4 protein-coding genes and 1 pseudogene are annotated in these 4,940 nt (G+C 29.5%); 2 read left to right on the forward strand and 3 right to left on the reverse strand.

Annotation, left to right across the window (positions count from 1 at the left end; genetic code table 11):
* Positions 1 to 961 (reverse strand): AAA family ATPase (locus D8852_RS09800; RefSeq protein ID WP_142999067.1); only part of this gene is annotated, 961 nt, incomplete at its 3' end.
* A gap of 352 nt (positions 962 to 1,313) precedes the next feature.
* On the opposite strand from D8852_RS09800, the pseudogene D8852_RS10225 reads away from it, so the two are divergent.
* Both D8852_RS10225 and D8852_RS09815 read left to right on the forward strand, forming a co-directional pair.
* Positions 1,314 to 1,676: pseudogene (locus tag D8852_RS10225) on the forward strand (hypothetical protein).
* A 539-nt stretch (positions 1,677 to 2,215) separates the two neighbouring features.
* Positions 2,216 to 3,472, forward strand: a complete 1,257-nt coding sequence (locus tag D8852_RS09815; RefSeq protein ID WP_125426269.1) for a DNA methyltransferase — start codon at positions 2,216 to 2,218, stop codon at positions 3,470 to 3,472.
* 21 nt (positions 3,473 to 3,493) lie between these two features.
* Here the strand turns inward: D8852_RS09815 and D8852_RS09820 are convergent, their stop codons facing one another.
* Entirely contained in the window at positions 3,494 to 4,237 is a 744-nt protein-coding gene (locus D8852_RS09820; protein WP_125833946.1) for an MvaI/BcnI family restriction endonuclease, read from the reverse strand.
* A 329-nt stretch (positions 4,238 to 4,566) separates the two neighbouring features.
* Positions 4,567 to 4,940: MvaI/BcnI family restriction endonuclease (locus D8852_RS09830; RefSeq protein ID WP_221762953.1), on the reverse strand; the 374-nt coding region annotated here is incomplete at its 5' end.

Here is a 4,940-nt window from a genome sequence, read left to right on the forward strand (position 1 = left end):
GATCTATACACTCAATATGTTTAGATATCTCATCATTTAGTAATTGTTTCTTCAAAACTGATTTTAATTGAACTAGAGTATCTCGTTTATAATCCTCGTTGATTTCTTGAAAACATGTTGGACAATTATTTGAATTTCCCTTTAATAAATTTTCTGTTTTTTCAATACTACTATCAACATTATTTCCTAATATTTCAATAATCTGATTTTCTCTCTCTGTTAGCTCTATCATATTAACCGGTTCAGAAATGATTTCTAATTTTTCTTTTATTTCATTAACGGGAATTTCTACCATAGAGTATCTGCTAATCTCTTTTTCATTCCTAGCAGATTCTATCTCTTTTATCAGATTCCTCAGATCATCTCCTAATTCTTCCACTGATTTTGAAGAAACAGAACTAGAAATTCTATTTACTAAACTATCATTGAAGTAATGATTTTTATTGTTTAATTTATTATAAATACTCTTCCATCTCGGTTTTTCCGATTCTACAATAGTTTCTTTTATAGCATTTTCAGCATTTGAAAGAGCACAATTATATTGAATCAATTTAGACTCTAATTTTTTTACTTCACTTTTATTTGATGCTATCTTCGACATTAGATCTTTTTGATCATCAATAAGGACAATTGCCTCAAATTTTTCATTTTCTGTAAAAGTTACTTTTTCTCTTTGAAACTCTTCATTGTATACAAATATAGTCTCTTTATCGCTATCAGTAATATTTATCGCAGTACTCACTTTATTTTTTTCATTAAATAGAGTAATATCATCACTTATATCTCTTAAACTAGAGATAGATTTAGATATAGTACTTTTCCCTGTCCCATTTCTTCCAAATATAATCATACTTCTGAGTATTTCAGTATCCGGATTACTTTCTTTCTTCAACCAATTTAGTTCTATTGTCCTATAAGGTAGGTACTCTTTTTCAATAATTATCTTTGTAAATTGTTGCATATGTTACTCCTTGTCAAACAAATTTCTCAGTTTTTCAAACGATATTAGAGTCGGATCATTTTTCCCTATTGTGTCAAAATAGGGTACCCTACCCATCCCTTCAAATATTTTTTTCTTAATTTATTCACCTCGTAAACTATAAAATAAAGAGAAATTTTTTACTCATTAAAAACCATAACCTAAATTTTCAAAAAAAATAAACTGCTATGTATAGTATAGCATAGTATATCAGTTCCTAATAAATTCTTTCCGAAAAATTTATAATTTTCCCGAAAGAAATAAAACAAATGTCAGCATTACTTGTCTTACACCTGTAATATTCATTTGATATAATAGAAATGGAGGTAATCAAATGAAAAGATTTATCACATTACTTTTAGTTTCTCTATCTACAATTCTATTAATTGCCTGATCTAACCAATCAAGCAATTCTTTAGATGGAGAATACTACTGGATAAACGAGAGTAGAAATGAAGTTGCCTTTACCATTTCAGGTAACAAAGGAAATATCAATAAAGGGGAGGCTGATGCCTTTACAATTGATAAAGATAGTTCAACAATCGAACTGACTGGTTCTAATATCATAAACCGAAAAGAGAATTATACCTTCAAGAATGGCGTATTCACTGTAGATATTTCAGGAACGAAGCAGGACTATTACAAAAAGGATAGTGAAGCATATAAAGAAGCAGTGAAGAAATACGGCAACAAGTAAAACTCTCAAACTATTCGTTGTTCTTTATACAATAAAAACGCTTTGATTGAAGCGTTTTTTGTTATCTCTCTAGAAATAAGATTAAAGTTTGAACTTTATTTATTTTTTAGTGCTTTTCAGGCTATATTTTGATCATTTGAGGGAATCAACATTGTTTTTGAAAATTCATCTGATAAGATAGGAGTATGAAAAATTTAAAAGAAGATAACATTCAAAAATCCTTATGGCACATCAAACGACATTGCGAGAATATAGAGAAAAATACTGATGTTCTTAGAAGAAAAATCGAACTCCTCCATCTGGAGGAAAGTGTCGAGATACTAAAGAGAGTTTTTAACTATGAAAAACCCTATCCGAATTTGGATAGGGAGGAAGTGTTTTGAAATAGTTACAATCTATCCTACTATAAATACAAGCTCACCTACTTGATTCCAAATCATTACTTTTGCAAATTTCAATAATCACCATATTTTATTAATACTTCAATTTGAACTATTTACAATATTTTTTGATATAATATTTAAGAGACGGAGGAATCAATGCCTAACTTACAAAATAATAAAAGAGAATATATTGAGGAATGGAATTTTAAAGAATTCAGTATGAGTGAATATATCCACACCATACACTCATATCCTGCTATGATGATGCCAAGAATTGCAAGAAACTTTATTCACCAATATGCTTCTAAAAACTCGGTTATCCTTGACCCGTATATGGGATCCGGTACAACACTTCTTGAAGGTATGGTTGAAAACGTAAAAAAGGTTATTGGGTTTGATTTAAATCCTTTGGCTGTTCTGATTGCAACAGTAAAAACAACTAAATTTGATCTTGACGAAATAAAAAAAGAAATAGATAATTTAGACTACAATTTATCAAAATTGGTTGATTACAATCGTCCAACATTTAGTATTCTAGAATCATGGTTCAAAGAAGATACAATAGAAGATCTATCGAAATTGAAAACAATTATAAATAGTATAGATAACGATCAAACAAGATTATTCTTCATGCTTGTCTTTTCGAAAACAGTACGCTTTGTATCTCTCACCCGTAATGGAGAATTTAAGCTCTATAAAATAGCAGAGTCTAAACGAGGCTCTCATAATCCGGATACAATAAATATTTTCTTTCAAAAATTAATTCTTACTTATGAAACTATAAAAGATTTTTATGAAAATACAAATTTCTTAGAATCAAATACAGAAATACAAATTACGAATGATGCATTGATAAATTCCAACATTGAACCAAATTCAATTGATTTAGTGGTTACTTCGCCACCTTATGGAGATAGCGGGACGACTGTAGCATACGGTCAATTTTCTAGACTTGCTAATGAATGGTTAGACTTCCCCGACCCAATTAAATTGGATAGTAAATTAATGGGTGGTACCAGGATAAAGGATGAGATAAAATTCGATATTCCAGAATTAGACAACGCAGTTACTAAAATTAAAGAAATCGAAGCTGAAGAAAAAACCAAACGTGCTCCATCTGTAATTTCTTTTTACAAGGATTATGAAGAATCAATAAAAAAAGTTTCAGAAGTAGTTAAACCAAATGGAACTGTTATTTATGTAGTTGGAAATAGACGAGTAAGAAATGTTGAACTCCCAACTGATATAATCACTGCAAAAATGTTTGAAAGACTGGGTTTTACACATGAGAAAACAATTGTTAGAGATATTATTAACAAACGTATGCCCAGCAAGACATCTCCTTCTAATAATCGAGGACAAAAAACTTCAACTATGACTTATGAATATATCGTGGTACTACATAAAAAATAAAAGAGGATTTTAAATCCTCTTTTATATTTCAATTACGTTAGCATATTTAATTAAGTCTGAATCTAAAATCCGAAATCCAGTTCCATGGTCATGAGTTTTGCCATAGTTTCTACCCGTTTTGTAGACTCCAATACGAATATCTATTTTCATATCTCCATTTTCAATAGCAAGGATCAGATTATCAATATTAAAACCTGTAATTAGATGGATACGGTTGTACTTATAATAAACTTTGTCATTTTCTTCTTTTCTGTTTCCAGAAACAAGTGCTATTTTTTTTAATTTTCTTTCTAACTGTCTTTGGATGTCTTCAAAACTCCAAAAAATGTGATTATCAATTAATTCACCTAACTTATTATAAACACATATATATACCCTTTGATTTAATCTATCTACTTGTATCATAAAGTCAAAATCATAAACCCGACTATTTGTTCTTTGTGTAGCCGAAACTGTTTGATGCAGTGTCCTGAGCCCAAACTCATTTAACATCCCAAAGTTTTCACGCAAATAAGTATTTGCACCTCTTGGATTGGTTGGACTTTTAGTAAAAAGAGTTACCAAAGAAGCTGCATTTTCATCATGAGTTTTTATTTCAATATCATAGAAATCCGGCTCATCTAAATTGTCCTCTTCTTTTTCTAATAAATCTTCAAAAGTTTTACCTATCCCAGTATTCCCTTTTCTACGGCTCTCATGCCAACCTGCTTCCTTAATTTCCGAAAAAACCTCTAAAAGATGTTGTGTAGTGTCAAAATCATACATTGTAGTTATTCCCTTTCATATTTAAAATCAAATTATCAATAAATTCTTTAATTTCCACCTCTGAATATTGTTGAAATGCAGTCAATTGACTCAAAGTTTCTAAAGAAGGTAAAAAAACATTAAAATCAACATTCCAAACTCTAGACAGTATGTACAATTGTTCAAAAGTATAATGTCTATTTACTGAAGGGGCATTCATCTTTCGAACATGACCTTCATCTAAATTTAGAATAGCTGATAACTCTTTTAAAGNACAACTTTGGTTATTCCTCTCAAAATCAACTAACATATCAATAATTTCATGAAAATTAAAGCTCTTTAAAAGAATATCATTCATAGTCCTTGCACTCCCCATACTTTAAAAGATCCGTAAAATGTATTCTAAAAGCTGTCCCATAATCATGAACTTGTCCCTTTTTAGTACCACTATTATAATACCCCATTCGAGGCTCTACAATTATTGAGCCTTCTTCAAGTCCCTTCAAAAATTTATCCAAATTCAAACCTGTAAAAATTTGCATTTTTTTATATCGATAAAAAATTTCAGAGTTGGATTTTCCATCTATGGTAGTTATTATTTTTCGGGAATCAGCACTAAAAATAGCAATTTTTTTTAATTTTTTCTCTAGTAGAGTAGTAAAATCTGAGAATTCCCAATAATATTCTTTACTAATTAACTTCCCATTATCATATACTAATAAAT

This window comes from Streptococcus mitis (assembly GCF_003942695.1).
GTDB lineage: Bacteria > Bacillota > Bacilli > Lactobacillales > Streptococcaceae > Streptococcus > Streptococcus mitis_BD.